Origin of the sequence: Xanthomonas sp. DAR33341 (assembly GCF_003992815.1) — a bacterium.
Taxonomy (GTDB): domain Bacteria; phylum Pseudomonadota; class Gammaproteobacteria; order Xanthomonadales; family Xanthomonadaceae; genus Xanthomonas; species Xanthomonas cissicola.
On the sequence record NZ_QEYV01000027.1, the window covers coordinates 159,879 to 173,336 of the forward strand.

The window sequence follows — 13,458 nt, forward strand, 5'->3', positions numbered from 1 at the left end:
CGCCAGGCGCGCTGCGCACGCGTGGCACCGGGCAATCGGGTGATCGCGTGGAAGCGCAGCAGCACAGTGTGGCGCAGGGAGAGGGTGACACGCACACCGCCCGGCACCTGCTCAGATCAGCCCGCATCTGTCAGATTCAATGTGGATGACATCGAGCGCACGCGTCGGCACGTGCGCCGAATCCTCATACGCGCCCCACGTTGCTGCGACGACGACAGCCCCCGCGCTACAGTGCCGCCACCCTCACCCACGTGCCGCATGCCATGGCCTTGATCCCCGCAATTTCCGCATGGAACCCGTCGCCGCTGCAGGACCGCGTGGTGGTGATCACCGGTGGGGCGCAAGGCATCGGCCGCGGCATTGCACAGGCGGTGCTGGGCGCGGGCGGCAGCGTGGTGATTGGCGATCTGGATGCCGATGCGGGCAAGGCCTGCCTGCAGGAATGGGCACTGCCGCGCCGCAGCGCTTTCGTACGCTGCGATGCCGCGCGCCAGGCGCAGGCCACGCGCCTGGTCGCCACGGCGCTCAAGCGCTTCGGGCGCATCGACGGCCTGGTCAACAATGCCGGTGTGCCCGATCCGCATATCGCAGCGCTGCCGCAACTGGACTGGGACACATGGAACAGCCGGCTTTCCAGCCTGCACGGCGCCTTCCTGTGCAGCAAGCAGGCGCTGCCCGCGCTCAGGCAGGCGCCAGCCGGTGGCGCGATCGTCAACATCGCCTCCACCCGCGCCTGGCAATCGGAGCCGCACAGCGAAGCGTACGCCGCAGCCAAGGGCGGCCTGGTGGCCTTTACCCACGCGCTGGCGCTGAGCGAGGGGCCGCGTGTGCGCGTCAACAGCATCAGCCCGGGGTGGATCAGCACCGATGCGTGGCGCGCGCCGCAACGCCGGCGGGCGCCGAAATTGTCGCGTCGCGACCATGCGCAGCATCCGGCCGGGCGCGTGGGCACGCCCGAAGACATTGCGCAGCTGGCGGTGTATCTGCTCGCGCCGCAGCTGTCCGGCTTCGTCACCGGGCAGGATTTCATCGTCGACGGCGGCATGTCGCGCAAGATGCACTACGCGTAGAGCGTGTTATGTGCTTTGAGGTGAGTGCGAAGCGTCCTGTGGCGCGTCCCGGAGGGTTGACCGTCAGCGGCACGGAGCGCGCGCCGCTGGCGGCCAACGCATCTCATCTCAACGTGCATCACACGTTCTAAGGGCAGCGCAGCGAGCCGGTCTGCAGCACCTGCGTGCTCACAGCTCGGCTGGCGCGTGAGCTGGCACCGGAGCTGGCACCGGGACGTATCCCCCCGAACCCATCATCCCGACAAGCGTGCTTCCAGCAAGCGTTGCGCATCGACTAGCGAGGGCAGGATGCGGTGGCCGAGCGCACGCACGGTGGCATCGGGTTCGAGCAGGTCCGGAATCTGGATCGGTGTCATGCCGGCCGCCAATGCCGCATGTACGCCGGTGGGCGAGTCTTCCAGCACCAGGCAGTGCGCCGGGTCTACCGCCAAGGTGCGCGCAGCCAACAGGTAGATATCCGGTGCAGGTTTGGGATGGACCACATCGCTGGCCGTGCACACGGCATCGAAGCGCCACAACAGATCGGCCGCTTCCAGCTTGCGCAGCGCCAGCGGGCGCTGGGTGGAGGTGGCCACCGCACGTGGCATGTGCTGCGCTGCCAGATAGTCCAATAGCGCCATGATGCCGGGCCGATGCGGGATGCCGCGCTCGACCGCGGCGGCATACAGCCGTTGCGCATGCGCCAGCATGGTGTCGGCCGGTTGCTCGCCGATCCGTTCGCCGAGCAACCGGCGGCAGGCCGCATCGCCGGTGCCCACCATGCGCAACCAGAAGGCCGGTTCGATCTGCAGACCCTGGTCGGCGGCGGCCTGCGCCAGGCAGGCCGTGATGGCGCGCTCGCTATCGAGCATCAAGCCATCCATGTCGAAGATCACCGCCTGCGGGCGAAACGGCAGCGCTGCACTGTGGCTCATGCCGCGGCGCCGCGGCCGAACAACACCTCAAGATCGCTCGCTTCCAGCGCACGCCATTGCCCCGAGGGCAATCCATCCAGCGACAGGCCGCCGATGCGGCTGCGGTGCAGCGCGACCACGTGGTTACCGGCGGCAGCGAACATGCGCCGCACCTGGTGATAGCGACCTTCGTGCAGGGTCAGCCGCGCCTGGCGTGAGCCAAGCACCTCCAATTCGGCCGGCAGCAGCGGCTTGGTTTCGCCCTCCAGCAGCAAGCTGCCGCTGGCGAACAGCGCGGCCTCGTCGCCACGCAGGTCCTCGGCCAGGGTGATGTCGTACACCTTGTCCAGGGCGGATTTGGGCGAAATGATCCGATGCAGCAGCGCGCCGTCGTCGGTCATCAACAGCAGGCCGCTGGTCTCGCGGTCCAGCCGACCCACTGGCGCCAACACCGGCGCACGCAGGCGGAAACGTGGCGGCAGCAATTCGTAGATCAGCCGGCCGGTGTCCTTGGTCGAGCAGGTGTAGCCGCTGGGTTTGTGCAGCAACAGGCTCAAGCCCGCCGGCGGATCGAGCGGTTCGCCATCGATGCGGATGGCGTCGTGCTCCACCTGGTCGTCGGCATACAGCACCTCGCCTTGCGCATCGGTGATCGCGCCCTGCCGGAACAGCTGGGTGACCTGCTTGCGGCTGCCATAGCCGAGATTGGCGATGTGTTTGACCAGCTTCATGGGCGCGCTCCGCGGCCGCGGATCGCCGCGATCAGCTTGAACCCATCGCGTTCGGCAGCCACGCGTACCTGCCCGAAACTGTCGTTGAGCACCTGTTCGTAAGGCAGATGCCGGTTGGCGACCAGCATCAATTGCCCGCCCGGGCGCAGCGCCTGTGCGGCCACCGCAATGAAGCGCTGCCCGATATCCGGGCGGTCGGCACGCGACGGCGTATGGAACGGCGGGTTGCTGACGATGAAATCGTATTGCGCCACCAGCCCGGCCGTGACATCGCGCCAGTGGTAGTGCAGCTGCGCCGGATGCGCGTTGTCCTGCAGGTTGCGCCGCGCCAGCGTCAATGCGCGCGCCTCGGCTTCGTACAGATCCAGCGCGGTGACCTTGGGACAACGCGCCAGCACTTCGGCCGATAGATAACCGAAGCCCGCTCCCAGATCGGCGCCATGGCCGGCCAGCGTGGTGGGCAGATGCTCGACCAGCAGTGCAGACGCCGGGTCGATGCGATCCCAGGCGAAGACGCCGGGACGGCTGACAAAGCGGCCGTCCAGAATCTTGCGTGGCGCATCCAGCGCTGCCCAGCGCGCCTGCAGCGCGGCATCGGTGTCGGCCGGCAGCGGCGCGCTCCAGTAGGTGCGGCAGTGGTACTTGGTCAGGCTACCGGCCAGTCCGGTGAGCTGGCGCAGATCGGCCTCGCCCGAGCGTGCGCCTTCGTTGTTGGACTGGCAGGCAACCACACGGCCACCGGGAGCAGTCAGCGCCACCGCACGTGCAAACAGCGCACGCGCCTCTTCGCGCTGCCGCGGAGGCAGCACCAGCACCAGGGCATAACGCGTGCTGTCGGCCTCGATCTCGCTTTCTTCGCGCACGGTCCACCCATTGCGCTCCAGCGCTTCGGCGAACGGGCGAAAGCTCTGCTCGCAGGTCAGCGTCTGGGTGGTTGCCTGCTCGCGCAGCGGAAAACCGTCGCGCGCGCGCAGAAACAAGACCGGTCCTTCCGGCCACGGCAGCGCGCCTTGGGCAAAGGGCAGGAACAGGGCTTGAAGCGGGGCGTCGTGCGGGCCAGCCATCGGATCATCGGGTCAGGAACAGGCAGTCATTGTAAGGGACCGGTGCCAGATGCCCGCCACGCGCCTTCCAATGTGTATACGGACTATTGATGCGCGCGCAACATTCGCCCGCCTAGGCTGGGATCACGCCCACACCGGAGAGACGCGATGCGAGCCTTGTTCGTAGGAGGAGTTGTCGACAACAGCGAAATGGATCTGGACGACACCCCGCCACCCATGCACTACCCCGAAAACACCGGCGCCGGCAGACCCCGCTACCGCCTGCACCAGATCGGCGAACGCGGCGATGGCACGGTGGCCTACGCGGTGTATGGCGCCCCGGAAATGGCAGACGACGACATCACCCGCATTACCGAAGAGCGTGGCTATGCGCGGCGCTTTAGCGCCTCGCCGGAAGCGCCACGCTGAGGGGATGAGGCAGCTGACGCAGGCTCTGGAACGTCTGCCGCACGCGCGATGGAGCATGCGTCAGGCGTCCTTGACTGCACAACCTGCATAGGCCGCTGCCGGCACGCCGCGCCACGGTAGACCGGGCTCTTGCCCGGTTCTTGCGTCTACCGGACGCGATTTGCTCGACCCACGCAAACGATCGGCGCGCGGACTCAACGCGCCTTCGGCGTCACCCGCCAGATCACGTTGCCCACGTCGTCGGCCACCAGCAGTGCGCCACGATTGTCCGACGCCACACCCACCGGGCGGCCCTGCGCATTGCCTTCGGCATCCAGGAATCCATCCAGCACCGTGATCGGCGGACCATTGGGCTTGCCGGCGGCGAACGGGACAAACAGCACCTTGTAGCCGCTGGGCGGGTCGCGATTCCACGAGCCGTGCTGGCCGATGAAGGCGCCCTGGCGGAAACGCTCGGGCAGCAAGGTGCCGCTGGCGAAACTCAGGCCAAGCGATGCGGTATGCGGGCCGAGCGCGTAGTCGGGCTTGATCGCTTTGGCCACCAGTTCGGCATTCTGCAGTTTGACCCGCTCGTCCACGTGCTGGCCGTAGTAGCTGTACGGCCAGCCGTAAAAACCGCCGTCGCGCACCGAGGTCAGGTAGTCCGGCACCAGGTCGCTGCCGATTTCGTCGCGCTCGTTAACCACCACCCACAGCGATTTGCTCTGCGGCTCCCACGCGGTGCCCACCGGGTTGCGCAAGCCGCCAGCGAAGACGCGGCTGCTGCCGGTGGCTGGGTCGATCTCCAGGATCGCCGCACGATTGAGCTCGGCTTCCATGCCATTTTCGGCCACGTTGCTGTTGGAGCCGACGCCGACATAGAGCTTGCTGCCGTCCGGGCTGGCCAGCAGCGACTTGGTCCAATGGTGGTTGATTCCGCCGGGCAGATTGGCAACGAAGGTCGGCTTGGCGGTGAGATGCGTGTCGCCGGCCTTGTACGGAAAACTCACCAGCGCATCGGCATTGGCGACATAAAAGCGGTCGCCGATCAGCGCCATGCCGAACGGCGAAAACAGGCCGCTGACGAACTGCGTACGCACCTCTGCCACGCCGTCGCCATCGGCATCGCGCAGCAAGGTGATGCGATTGGCGCTCGCCACCGCCGCGCCGGCCTTTTTCATCATCGCGCCCTGCACCTTCTTGCGCAGCCCGCCGCCGGCTTCGGCATCTTCGGGCTTGGGCGGCTCGGCCGTTTCGGCCACCAACACATCGCCGTTGGGCAGCACGTAGATCCAGCGCGGGTGATCCAGATCGCGCGCAAACGCTGCAACCTGCAGATCGTCGGCCGCGATGGGCTTGGCATTGGCTGCCCAGCGTTTGACCGGCGCCACCTTGACGGTGGGAATCAGACGCTTCACCGGCTCGGGCAATTGCGGGTCCGGCCCGGTCCCCTGTTCGATCGCCAACGTCGCCGTATCGCCGCACGCGGCGAGGACGGCAAGCGCCATCAACGACAGCGGCCAGCGAGCGAACTTCAATCGGGATGCATTCATTGCGGGCAAATCCTGGACGGTTGCGTCGGCCAGTGATCATGCCGCCAACGCGACGGTGAGAAGTAAACACACCGTCAACACACCGCCGTCACGGCATGACTTGCGGATCGGCGCCCAGCAACAACGGGTGCACCGCCACGATCCGGTCCATCCAGATCCATTGCGGCTCCTGCGACGCATCCAACAGGTCCAACCGCAGCTGACCGTTCAATCCTTCGTTGTCGTGTTCGTCGAGATAGGTCTGCAGGCTGGGGCGCACGGCGACTGTGCCGCTGATCATGCTGCCGTCGTCGAGCTCGATCCGCACGCGCTCCTGACCATCGAGCAGGGACACCCAATGTTCGAGCGTGGCGATCTGGACCTGTTCGGAATACACGTGCGGGGCGTACTTGGGCATTGCGCGATCTCCATGAGCTGAACGCATCACGCTAGGCCAGCATGCGTGAAAGAGGCAGAAAACGCACCGGGTGCTAGTGGTCGGCGTTGGCACGGCATTCGCACCCAGCAGCATGCGCACGCATCCGTCTTCTATCGCGACCATGCCACGACTGTGGGGAAAGGCTCATCCACGACAGCACCTGTTCGTCGCAATGATCGGTTGTTCTGGGGCAGATCAGCACCTCACGGGAAGGCGCCCAGTAGTACCCAACCCACATGCGCTACTGCGTATCCAACGCGTCGCCTCACCCACGTTGCCATCACCCGATGCGCGGCCGTACCGCCGCGCGCCGGTTACTCCACCGCCTGGCGCGCGGCCCGCACGGCCGTGACCAGCTGCGCCACGCTGTAGGGCTTGGCCAGATGTTCCTGAAACCCGGACTCCAGCGCGCGCTTGCGATCGTCTTCGCGGGCCAGGGCGGTGACTGCCACGGCCGGCAACGCGGTGGCAGTCAACCCGAGGTTTTCGCGCACCGTGCGGATCAAGCCGTAACCGTCCATGCCCGGCATGCCGATATCGGTCAGCATCAGATCGAAGCGCGCGTGGCCACGATGATCGATCAATGCCAGCGCATCGGTGGCGCTGCCGGCGGTGACCACTTCGGCGCCCTGCTCTTCGAGCAGACGCCGCAGATAATCGAGCATGTCCGGTTGGTCTTCGACCGCCAGCAGGCGCAGACCGTTGAGCGCGCGCGCTTCGACGATCTGTTCGGACATCAGACGCCGCCGCAATTCGCGGCGTGGGCGCTTGGCCTGATCGGGAACGTGTTCCGGCAGCCGCACGGTGAAGGTCGCGCCCTTGCCACGGCCGCCACTGGTGGCGCCGACCTGGCCGCCGTGCATTTCCACCAGCTGTTGCACGATGGCCAGGCCCAGACCAAGGCCGCCATGCTGGCGCGTGGTGGTGCCGTCGGCCTGGCGGAAACGGCCGAACAGATGCGGCAGGAATTCCGCTGCAATGCCATCGCCGGAGTCGCAGACCGATACCACCAGATGCCCGTCGTCGCGCTCGATCTTGACGTCGATACGACCATGTGCCGGGGTGAACTTGATCGCGTTGGACAGCAGATTCCACAACACCTGCTGCAGGCGCGTGGCATCGCCAAGCACCAGGCAGGGCGTGGGCGGCACATGCAGCTCCAGGACCTGGTCCTTGCCTTCGGCAGCCAGTTCCTGGGTATTCAAGGCTTCGCGCACCTGCTCGACCAGATCCAGCGATTCGACTTCCAGCTGCACCTTGCCCAGCAACATGCTGCTGAGATCGAGCATGTCGGAAATCAGCCGCTTCTGCGCACGTGCGCTGCTGGCGATCACCGACAGCCCCTTGTAGTACGGCTGGCCTTCTTCGACCCGCTGCAGCAGCAACTCGCTCCAGCCCAGGATGGTGGTCAGCGGGGTGCGCAGTTCGTGCGACAGCGTGGCCAGGAACTCGTCCTTCAGCCGCGCCATGCTTTCGGCCTCGTTGCGCGCGCTGCGCTCGGACTCCAGCAATTGCTCGCGCGCCAGTTCGATCTCGCGCTGCTCGGTCACGTCCGGGCTGCTGCCGGCCAGGCCGATGAAACGGCCGTCGGCCGAATAGCGCGGTGTGGCGGTCATTTCGATCCAGCGCCACTGCCCATCATGGCGGCGCGCGCGCACCAGCGCGCGCAGGCCGCGCTGTTCCTGCAGCGATGCCGCCAGCTCGAACTGGAAGGTCGGCAAGTCGTCCGGATGCAGCAGTTCGCTCCACGCCGACACCGTACCGCTGGAGATATCCAGGCCAAAGAATTCGCCATACGCGCTGTTGACGAAGCGCACCACGCCCTGCGCGTCCAGCACCCACACCGGCATCGGCAAGCCGTCGGCCAGCGCACTGAAACGCGCCTCGCTTTCGGCCAGCTCGCGCTCGACGCGTTTGCGCTCGGTGATGTCCATGAACAGGATCGCCACCCGCGCCTGCTCGGGCTGCCCGACCCGGAACGCATCCACCGAATACCAGCGCTTGAGCGCCTTGGCCTGCATTTCGAAGTGGATGCGGTTGCCGGTACGCGCAACGTGACCATAGCGGTCGAACCATTCCTGCTCGTGTTCGGGGAGCAGGTTGCGGATGGAGACGTTCAGTGCGTTGGGCGACAGACCGGTATAGCGCTCGAAGGCGCCATTGGTGGTGCGGATCACATAGTCCACCGCCTGCTCGCCGTCGAACACCATGTCGATGACGCAAAACCCGGCGTCGATGTTGTGGAAAATCTCGTGATACATCGCCGGGTCCAGAAACGGCTCGGCGATGGCGGCCGGCAGTGCGGCAGCCAGCGTAGGGCTGGAAGGAGGAGTGCTCAAATCGGAAACCACGGATGCTGCCGGAGCGGATGACGGGCAGATGAAACCATGCCCGATGTCGTCAGCGGGTGCACGCCAGGCTGCCAAAGTTCACGTTTTCGTTGCCAAGTCCCGGGCTCACCACAAGGTGGTGGCAGCGAAGCCGATGCAGGTTGCCAGCACCACGATGCCGGCGATCACGCCGCGGAAGACCCATTCCCCCTCGCGGCGCAGCTGCTCGTCCATCCAGCGCTGCGCTTCCTCGCGCCAGGCGGTGGACCGTGTGTAATCGGAATCCAGCAGCAACAGGCGCACCCGCGCCACCCCCAACTGTGCGCATTCGACGCGGCAGCGCTGGCTGAAGCCGTCTTCCCCACTGGCAATCTGCGCGCCCACCGGCAGTTGCAATTCGAGTTCATGCCTGGACATAACGGGGACGCTCCTGATCAAGCTCGTGTTCCAGCGCCATGCGCGCCAGCTGGGTGTAGTTAGCGCGCGGACCCTGTCCACGGCCGGTGAGCATCCCCTGGTAGTCCAGGCCGTGCCAGACCCGGCCGGTCCACTCCACGCAATCTTCGGCAATGACCAACATCAGCGAATAGCGGTAGTCCAGGCCATTGGCCGCGGTATAGGTGTAGACCGGCGGGAACTGCACGGCCACATCCACCTGGCGCGCCAACGCCGCCAGATGCTCGCGGAGCGCATCACGCGGATCGGCACCCGGCTCCAGTTGCAACGCGCGCGTGGCCAGGTCCAGGTCGACCTCGCTCTGCAGTGCCACGAAGGCGGCCGCACCGGACGCGGGGTTGTGACCGTGCTGTTTGGCCCAGTCGATGAATTGCAAACGCACGTCCGACGGCATGTGTGCCGGCGCCGAAGACGCTGATTTTGTGCGGAAAGAGTGGGTGTCCATGCTGGTGATCTTCCGGGCTGTGCCGTGAAGCGCGGGCGCAGGCGCAGTGAACCTGCCGTCATGGCTTTGCGGTGCGGATTAACCGCGCGGCAACGTGGTCGCGAACCCAGGCGTGCAGCGCGTTGCGGGCTCTCGGAAGCACCCCCACACTGCGAGAACAGCCGATACACAACGTACCTTCCGCTTGGAGGCTTTCGATGAAACGTTCCACTCTTTCCGGCGCCAGCCTGCTGCTGGCTGGCCTGCTTGCGGCGACCGGCGTGCAGGCCGGGGTGCGCACCGTCACCGACCCCGATGCGCCGCGCGCGCTCAGTAGCGATGGCAAGGTGGATGTGCGCTGGACCGACCCTGCGCAGTTCTCCGAGGTGCGCTTCAGCGGCAACCGTTGGGAGGCGCAACGTGGCGATTGGGTGACCCAGCTGGCCACCCACTTTCAGCAGAGCGCAGCGCGCCAGTTGCCCGATGGCCAGCACCTGAGCGTGACCATCACCGACATCCGCCGCGCCGGCCAGTACGAGCCCTGGCACGGGCCGCGCATGCAGGACGTGCGCGTGGTCAAGGACATCTACCCGCCGCGCCTGAGCTTCACCTACACGCTCACCGGTGCCGATGGCCGCGTGATCGACCAGGGCGAACGCAAGCTGGTGGATTCGGCCTTTCTGATGAGCGGACCGCGCCTGACCGACAGCGACCCGCTGCGCTTCGAGAAGGCGATGATCGACGACTGGGTGCGCAAGCAGTTCCGCGCTGATCGCAGTACGGCTGGGTTGTGATTGATTGGTGCTGACGGCGCCGGAACAGCAACTCGGCCTCGAATGACAACGGCGCGTGGCAACGCGCCGTTTTTGTCTGTCGGCGCGCTAAAGCCCCTCTCCCGTCGGGGCGGAAAGGCACTAGCTTGCGCGCCACTGGCGCGTGCCTTGGAGCGCTCGCGCTGCTAGCGCGGGCCGGGGGTTGGTGTGAGGATACAAGCAAGCCCACGTGTTGTTCGAAGTGCATGTGGCTTCGCACGTCCCCTCATCCGCCTCTTCGGGACACCTTCTCCCCATGAAGGAGCACGATGTCCCGGTGGGAGAAGGGATACCTCAGCGCGTGACTCCCTCCTTCGCTGCTGCCTCGCCCATATACACCCGCGGCACCCGCTTGAGCCCGCACAGCAGTTGGTACGCGCTGACGTTGCATTGCGCGGCCAGTGCGCCGACCTGCGGTGCATCACCCCACAGCTGCACCGGCGTGCCGATGTCGGCTTGCGGGTGGTCGGTGAGGTCCACGGTGAGCATGTCCATCGAGACGCGACCGATCAACGGACAGACCTGGCCGTCCACCAGCACCGGGGTGCCGTTGGGTGCGAATTGCGGGTAGCCGTCGGCATAGCCCATCGCCACGACGCCGACACGCGTCGGCCGCTCGGCAACAAAGCGTGCGCCGTAGCCCACCGGTTCGCCGGCCGGCAGCTCGCGAACCGAAATAATGCGCGAGCGCAGCGTCATCACCGGGCGCAGCTGCGCGGTGTTTTCGGTGTCCTGCGGGAACGGGTTGGCGCCGTACAACATCAGCCCCGGGCGCGACCAGTCGTTGCGCAGCGCCGGCCAGCCGAGCAGGCCGGGCGAATTGCGCAGGCTGGTTTCCGCGCGCATGCCGCCTGCGGTCAGCGCAAAGGCCACCGCCTGCTCGTCGGTGCGGCTGCAGTCCAATTCGTCGGCACGCGCCAGATGGGTCATCAGCACCAGCGAGGCGATCTGCGGCAGCCCGCGCAGGCGCAACCAGGCGGCGCGGAAATCTTCCGGCGACAGGCCCAGCCGATGCATGCCGCTGTCCAGCTTCAACCACACCCGCAACGGCCGCGGGCTCTGGAACTCGGCCAGCGCGCGCACCTGCTGCGGCGTGGCCGCCACCGTCCACAGGTCGTGCTCGGCGATCAGGCGCAGCTCGTCGTGTTCGAAGAATCCTTCCAGCAACAGGATCGGCGCACGGATGCCGGCCTGGCGCAGTTCCAGCGCCTCTTCGATGCAGGCCACTGCAAAGCCATCGGCTTCCGGCTCCAGCGCCTGCGCGCAGCGCACTGCACCGTGTCCGTACGCGTCGGCCTTGACCACCGCCAGCGCCTTGCTGCCGCCCAGGCGCTTGGCCAGGCGGTAGTTGTGGCGCAATGCCTCCAGATCGATCGACGCTTGCGCAGGACGCACTACGCGGCCTCCCGATGCGGGCGCACGCTGCGCGGCGACAGATAGCGGAACACGTCCAGGCCTTCGGTATCGATCTCGGGCGTGCGGCCCTGCATGAGGTCGGCCAGATAGCGCCCGGAACCGCAGGCCATGGTCCAGCCCAGCGTGCCGTGACCGGTGTTGAGGAACAGGTTGGCATACGGCGTGGCGCCGACCACCGGGGTGCCATCCGGGGTGGCCGGCCGCAAGCCGGTCCAGAACTCGGCCTGGGCCAGATCGCCGCCGCCGGGGAACAGGTCGTTGACCACCATTTCCAGGGTGGCGCGACGACGCGGATTCAAGGACATGTCGAAGCCGGCCACCTCGGCCATGCCGCCGACGCGGATACGGTCGTCGAAACGGGTGAGCGCGATCTTGTAGCTCTCGTCCAGCACCGTAGAGGTCGGCGCGCGCTGCGCATCGACGATCGGGATGGTCAGCGAATAGCCCTTGAGCGGGTACACCGGCAAATGCAGGCCGAGCGAGAGCAGCACGTCGGCCGAATAGCTGCCCAGCGCCAGCACGTAGCGGTCGGCGGTCTCGATGCGGCCATCGATCTGCACGCCAGTGATTTGGCCGCCGGCATGCTCCAGCCGCTCGATCTGCTGCCCATAGCGGAACGTGACACCTGCCTGCGCGGCCAGTTCGGCCAGGCGTTGGGTAAACAGGCGGCAGTCGCCGGTCTGGTCTTCGGGCAGGCGCAACGCGCCGGCCATCTGCGCGCCGCCGCCGGCCAGGCCAGGTTCGAACTGCGCAATCTGCGCCGGGCTCAGCAGCTCGTACGGCACCCCGTACTGGGCCAGCACTTCGATGTCCTGCGCGGCCGCATCCAGCTGCTGCTGGGTGCGGAACAACTGCGTGGTGCCCAGCTGGCGGCCTTCGAATTCGATGCCGGTCTCGGCGCGCAAGGCGTTGAGGCAATCGCGGCTGTAGTCGGACATGCGCACCATGCGCGCCTTGTTCACCGCATAGCGCTCGGCGGTGCAGTTGCGCAGCATCTGGCTCAGCCAGGCCAGCTGGCGCAGGTCGCGGGTGGGGCGGATCGACAGCGGCGCGTGCTGCTCGAACAGCCACTTCACCGCCTTGCCAGGCACGCCGGGTGCGGCCCAGGGGGAGGTGTAGCCGAACGACAGCTGGCCGGCGTTGGCGTAGCTGGTCTCCAGCGCCGCCGCCGGCTGGCGGTCGACCACGGTCACTTCGCAACCGGCCTGCGCCAGGTACCACGCACTGGTCACGCCGATGACGCCGCTACCGAGAATGAGCACACGCATGTCGTTCTCCTGAAAAGGGCATTCCCCCAGAACTACGCACAGAGGGGGACAGTTAGACGCAGTATATTGCGAGCCAGGCAGTGCCATTTCTGGAATCGGCACGGCTTTGCAGTGAAACTTCCTGCCAAACCTTGCCGAGACAAACCCCATGAGCACCCGCGCCCGCGAGCTGGACAAGATCGACCGCAAGATCCTGCGCATCCTGCAGCAGGAGGGGCGGATTTCCTTTACCGAACTGGGCGAGCGGGTCGGCCTGTCGACCACGCCGTGCACCGAGCGCGTGCGACGGCTGGAGCGCGACGGCGCCATCACCGGCTACTACGCGCGGCTGGACCCGCACTACCTCAAGGCCAGCCTGCTGGTGTTCGTGGAGATCAGCCTGGCCTACAAATCCGGCGATATCTTCGAAGAATTCCGCCGCGCCGCGCTAAAGCTGCCCAACGTGCTGGAGTGCCACCTGGTCTCCGGCGACTTCGACTATCTGCTCAAGGCGCGCATCAGCGAGATGGCGTCCTACCGCAAGTTGCTCGGCAGCACCTTGCTGACCATGCCGCATGTGCGTGAGTCCAAGAGCTACATCGTGATGGAAGAGGTCAAGGAGACGCTGGCGTTGCCGATCGCCGATTGAGCGGGGAT

At 66.6% G+C, this 13,458-nt stretch carries 14 protein-coding genes; 4 read left to right on the top strand and 10 right to left on the bottom strand.

Going from position 1 to position 13,458, the window contains the following annotated elements; translation table 11 throughout:
* Positions 1-263: 263 nt before the first annotated feature.
* Positions 264-1,070: an SDR family oxidoreductase gene (locus tag EO156_RS12990; RefSeq protein ID WP_003489165.1), complete on the top strand. Its 807-nt coding sequence runs from the start codon at positions 264-266 to the stop codon at positions 1,068-1,070.
* A gap of 233 nt (positions 1,071-1,303) precedes the next feature.
* Here the strand turns inward: EO156_RS12990 and EO156_RS12995 are convergent, their stop codons facing one another.
* From EO156_RS12995 to EO156_RS13005, 3 genes are read right to left on the bottom strand one after another with little or no spacing between them, the layout of a single operon-like run.
* Positions 1,304-1,984, bottom strand: a complete 681-nt coding sequence (locus tag EO156_RS12995) for an HAD family phosphatase (protein WP_003489162.1) — start codon at positions 1,982-1,984, stop codon at positions 1,304-1,306.
* On the bottom strand, positions 1,981-2,694 hold the full coding sequence (locus tag EO156_RS13000) for a pseudouridine synthase (RefSeq protein WP_016849307.1): 714 nt from the start codon (positions 2,692-2,694) through the stop codon (positions 1,981-1,983). Before EO156_RS13000 ends, EO156_RS12995 begins: the two co-directional genes overlap by 4 nt.
* Positions 2,691-3,758, bottom strand: a complete 1,068-nt coding sequence (locus tag EO156_RS13005; RefSeq protein ID WP_016849308.1) for a class I SAM-dependent methyltransferase — start codon at positions 3,756-3,758, stop codon at positions 2,691-2,693. The genes EO156_RS13000 and EO156_RS13005 overlap by 4 nt, the downstream gene beginning before the upstream one ends.
* A gap of 147 nt (positions 3,759-3,905) precedes the next feature.
* Here EO156_RS13005 and EO156_RS13010 point away from each other — a divergent pair, with 147 nt between their 5' ends.
* Positions 3,906-4,166: a hypothetical protein gene (locus EO156_RS13010; protein WP_003489154.1), complete on the top strand. Its 261-nt coding sequence runs from the start codon at positions 3,906-3,908 to the stop codon at positions 4,164-4,166.
* Between the two features lie 194 nt (positions 4,167-4,360).
* On the opposite strand, the gene EO156_RS13015 is transcribed toward EO156_RS13010, so the two are convergent.
* From EO156_RS13015 to EO156_RS13035, 5 genes are all read right to left on the bottom strand, one after another.
* Positions 4,361-5,698: a sorbosone dehydrogenase family protein gene (locus EO156_RS13015; protein WP_016849309.1), complete on the bottom strand. Its 1,338-nt coding sequence runs from the start codon at positions 5,696-5,698 to the stop codon at positions 4,361-4,363.
* A gap of 88 nt (positions 5,699-5,786) precedes the next feature.
* Entirely contained in the window at positions 5,787-6,095 is a 309-nt protein-coding gene (locus tag EO156_RS13020; RefSeq protein ID WP_003489149.1) for a DUF3247 family protein, read from the bottom strand.
* Positions 6,096-6,430: 335 nt separating this feature from the next.
* Complete coding sequence (locus EO156_RS13025; protein ID WP_015472760.1) at positions 6,431-8,467, bottom strand: ATP-binding protein; 2,037 nt, start codon at positions 8,465-8,467, stop codon at positions 6,431-6,433.
* 105 nt (positions 8,468-8,572) lie between these two features.
* Positions 8,573-8,863, bottom strand: a complete 291-nt coding sequence (locus EO156_RS13030) for a hypothetical protein (RefSeq protein ID WP_003489146.1) — start codon at positions 8,861-8,863, stop codon at positions 8,573-8,575.
* Positions 8,850-9,296, bottom strand: a complete 447-nt coding sequence (locus EO156_RS13035) for a hypothetical protein (RefSeq protein ID WP_016849310.1) — start codon at positions 9,294-9,296, stop codon at positions 8,850-8,852. Before EO156_RS13035 ends, EO156_RS13030 begins: the two co-directional genes overlap by 14 nt.
* Positions 9,297-9,544: 248 nt before the next feature.
* Between EO156_RS13035 and EO156_RS13040 the strand changes: the two genes are divergently transcribed.
* Positions 9,545-10,120, top strand: coding sequence for a DUF3016 domain-containing protein (locus tag EO156_RS13040; protein ID WP_005926788.1), 576 nt, complete (start codon positions 9,545-9,547; stop codon positions 10,118-10,120).
* A gap of 312 nt (positions 10,121-10,432) precedes the next feature.
* Here EO156_RS13040 and alr read toward each other — a convergent pair whose 3' ends face one another.
* Together alr and EO156_RS13050 are read right to left on the bottom strand one after the other, a co-directional pair.
* Positions 10,433-11,533 carry an alanine racemase gene (gene alr, locus EO156_RS13045; RefSeq protein WP_016849311.1) on the bottom strand — a complete coding sequence of 367 codons (1,101 nt, stop codon included), beginning with the start codon at positions 11,531-11,533 and terminating at the stop codon, positions 10,433-10,435.
* Positions 11,533-12,822, bottom strand: coding sequence for a D-amino acid dehydrogenase (locus EO156_RS13050; protein ID WP_005911258.1), 1,290 nt, complete (start codon positions 12,820-12,822; stop codon positions 11,533-11,535). Before EO156_RS13050 ends, alr begins: the two co-directional genes overlap by 1 nt.
* Before the next feature lie 148 nt (positions 12,823-12,970).
* Between EO156_RS13050 and EO156_RS13055 the strand changes: the two genes are divergently transcribed.
* On the top strand, positions 12,971-13,450 hold the full coding sequence (locus tag EO156_RS13055) for an Lrp/AsnC ligand binding domain-containing protein (protein WP_007963043.1): 480 nt from the start codon (positions 12,971-12,973) through the stop codon (positions 13,448-13,450).
* Positions 13,451-13,458: the final 8 nt, after the last annotated feature.

Excerpts from the sequence above, each read along its gene's own strand:
- EO156_RS12990 (WP_003489165.1), top strand. The coding sequence starts at position 264 with ATGGCCTTGATCCCCGCAATTTCCGCATGGAACCCGTCGCCGCTGCAG.
- EO156_RS12995 (WP_003489162.1), bottom strand. The coding sequence starts at position 1,984 with ATGAGCCACAGTGCAGCGCTGCCGTTTCGCCCGCAGGCGGTGATCTTC.
- EO156_RS13035 (WP_016849310.1), bottom strand. The coding sequence starts at position 9,296 with ATGCCGTCGGACGTGCGTTTGCAATTCATCGACTGGGCCAAACAGCAC.
- EO156_RS13030 (WP_003489146.1), bottom strand. The coding sequence starts at position 8,863 with ATGTCCAGGCATGAACTCGAATTGCAACTGCCGGTGGGCGCGCAGATT.
- EO156_RS13005 (WP_016849308.1), bottom strand. The coding sequence starts at position 3,758 with ATGGCTGGCCCGCACGACGCCCCGCTTCAAGCCCTGTTCCTGCCCTTT.
- EO156_RS13010 (WP_003489154.1), top strand. The coding sequence starts at position 3,906 with ATGCGAGCCTTGTTCGTAGGAGGAGTTGTCGACAACAGCGAAATGGAT.
- EO156_RS13015 (WP_016849309.1), bottom strand. The coding sequence starts at position 5,698 with ATGAATGCATCCCGATTGAAGTTCGCTCGCTGGCCGCTGTCGTTGATG.
- EO156_RS13020 (WP_003489149.1), bottom strand. The coding sequence starts at position 6,095 with ATGCCCAAGTACGCCCCGCACGTGTATTCCGAACAGGTCCAGATCGCC.
- EO156_RS13000 (WP_016849307.1), bottom strand. The coding sequence starts at position 2,694 with ATGAAGCTGGTCAAACACATCGCCAATCTCGGCTATGGCAGCCGCAAG.
- EO156_RS13055 (WP_007963043.1), top strand. The coding sequence starts at position 12,971 with ATGAGCACCCGCGCCCGCGAGCTGGACAAGATCGACCGCAAGATCCTG.
- EO156_RS13040 (WP_005926788.1), top strand. The coding sequence starts at position 9,545 with ATGAAACGTTCCACTCTTTCCGGCGCCAGCCTGCTGCTGGCTGGCCTG.
- EO156_RS13050 (WP_005911258.1), bottom strand. The coding sequence starts at position 12,822 with ATGCGTGTGCTCATTCTCGGTAGCGGCGTCATCGGCGTGACCAGTGCG.